This is a genomic window from Micromonospora sp. NPDC005707 (genome assembly GCF_040631005.1).
Lineage (GTDB): Bacteria > Actinomycetota > Actinomycetes > Mycobacteriales > Micromonosporaceae > Micromonospora.
In genome coordinates, this window is the sequence record NZ_JBEXYR010000040.1 from 1 (window position 1) to 2164 (window position 2164).

The 2164-nt window shown below is 66.3% G+C and carries 1 protein-coding gene and 1 pseudogene; both read left to right on the top strand.

Annotated elements, in window-relative coordinates; all coding sequences use genetic code 11:
- A partial coding sequence (locus ABZ452_RS32345; protein ID WP_357951235.1) for a hypothetical protein occupies positions 1 to 1464 on the top strand: 1464 nt, incomplete at its 5' end.
- A 361-nt stretch (positions 1465 to 1825) separates the two neighbouring features.
- A pseudogene (locus ABZ452_RS32350) lies at positions 1826 to 2164 on the top strand (hypothetical protein); the annotation flags it as partial.

Here is a 2164-nt window from a genome sequence, read left to right on the forward strand (position 1 = left end):
AAGGACCGCAAGTTCGGCGCGGCCCTGCCGGAGATCAAGCAGGACATCACGATCAAGGGCAACGGCTCGACGATCAAGCGGGACTCCGAGGACACCTTCCGGATCTTCCGGGTCGCCGACGGTGGCGAGCTGACCCTGAAGGACCTCACGGTCAAGGGCGGCAACGCCACCGCCTTCAAGTACGGCGGCGGCGGCGGTGGACCGCAGGTCCCCGGTGGGCCGGTCGTCATGGGCGCGCCGGGTGCGCCGGTCGGCCAGGACTCGGGCTCGCAGGGTTCGGGGTCGTGGGACAACGGCAAGGACAAGGACAAGGACAAGGACAAGGACAAGGACAAGGACAAGCGGGGCGAGGGTGACGGTGGCGCCCTGCTGGTCGAGCGCGGCGGCAGCGCCAACCTGATCAAGGTGAAGCTGACCGACAACAACGCCGAGGAGAACGGCGGCGCCATCGCCAACTTCGGCCGCGTCCGACTCGAAGACAGCAAGGTCACCAACAACCACGCCCGCGAAGACGGCGGCGGCATCTTCAACGAGGGCGTGCTCAAGATCAAGGACTCCCACGTCGACGACAACACCGCTGGCGGCAACGGCGGCGGCATCGCCAACGGCAAGGGCAAGAAGGACGACCACGACAAGAACGGCCACGAGAACAACGGCTACGGCAACAGCAGCTACGGCAACAGCAGCTACGACAAGGACGGCCACGACAAGGACCGCAAGGACCGCGACGAGGCCGGCACCGTCGAGATCACCGGCTCCGACCACGGCAAGGACAGCACCAAGAGCACCATCGAGAACAACAAGGCCGGCAAGAACGGCGGTGGTCTGTTCAGCTCCGGCGGCACCGTCACGATCACCCTCACCGTGATCAAGAGCAACACCGCCTGCGACAGTGGCGGCGGCATCTACGCAGTCGACACCGACCTCAAGCTCGACAAGGTCCTCGTCGCCAAGAACCACGCCGACAAGGACGGCGGCGGCATCGTCAACACCGGCGGCAAGGACAAGAAGAAGGACTGGTCCTCCAACGGCGGCGACAACAAGGAGCGCGACAACAAGGAGTCGGACGCCACCGCCACCGTCTCCGACAGCACCATCGTCGAGAACACCGCCAACCGCTTCGGCGGCGGCATCTTCAACGGCGACACCGACGTCAAGGTCGAGGACGGCTTCAAGGACGACCACGAGGACGGCGAGGACGACAACGCCACCCTCACCCTGCGCGACACCGAAATCAAGAAGAACACCGCCCTCAACGGCGGCGGCATCTTCAACAACAAGGGCAAGGTCACCCTGACCAAGACCCACGTCACCAAGAACACCGCCACCGACACCGCCAAGCTCCACCGCGTCGCCGGCGGCGTCCTCAACAACGAGGGCAAGGTCAAGCTCGACGACAAGTCCACCATCACCAACAACGACCCCACCAACTGCGCCAACACCGTCAAGGACTGCTTCAACTGATCCACCACATAACCCGGGGAGTCCCTTTCCGCCGCGCCACGGCGGGGAGGGACTCCCTGCCCCCCGCGTCACCACCGGGTGGTTCGTCGTGCTCCGGTCCGCTACGGGCCCTCCGTAGCGTCCGGCGGCCTAACACCTCCGCCGAGCCCCCTTCGCCGACGCGATGCCTTCCCGCCCCCGTGGCGCCCTCTGCGTCCCACCGCCCGGCCCACCCCGTTTGCGGGTATTTTTCGTATATGGGCGCGAGGTGAAGAACCTTCTCATACGTTGGTCTTCAGCAGCTACAACCGATTTGTAGCGGAGGCCGCCTCGCTGTGGCGAAGCGACCTTGTCGGGTACAAGGAGAGGGCAGAGAGCTCCGATGTCCAACTACCTTCGCAATAACGATGACGCCTCCCGTGAGACGACCTCCCCGCTCCGGCGCCGCCGGCTGTGGCTCGCCACCGGCGTCGTGGGCCTGACGGGAGCGGTCAGCCTCGCGGGCGTGGCCTACGCGACCACCGGAGTCACGGGCCCTCACCGGCTCGCCGACGTGAAGTGGTCGACCGCCCAGCTCACCAGCGACGACGCCGAGGGTTCGGAGGCCCGGGACGACGAGCACGGCAAGGACGGCAAGGACAAGGACAAGGACAAGGGTGAGGACGCCCGCAACCGTGGTGAGTGGGACGCGGACGGGGCGGATCACGGCAAGGTCCGGGAG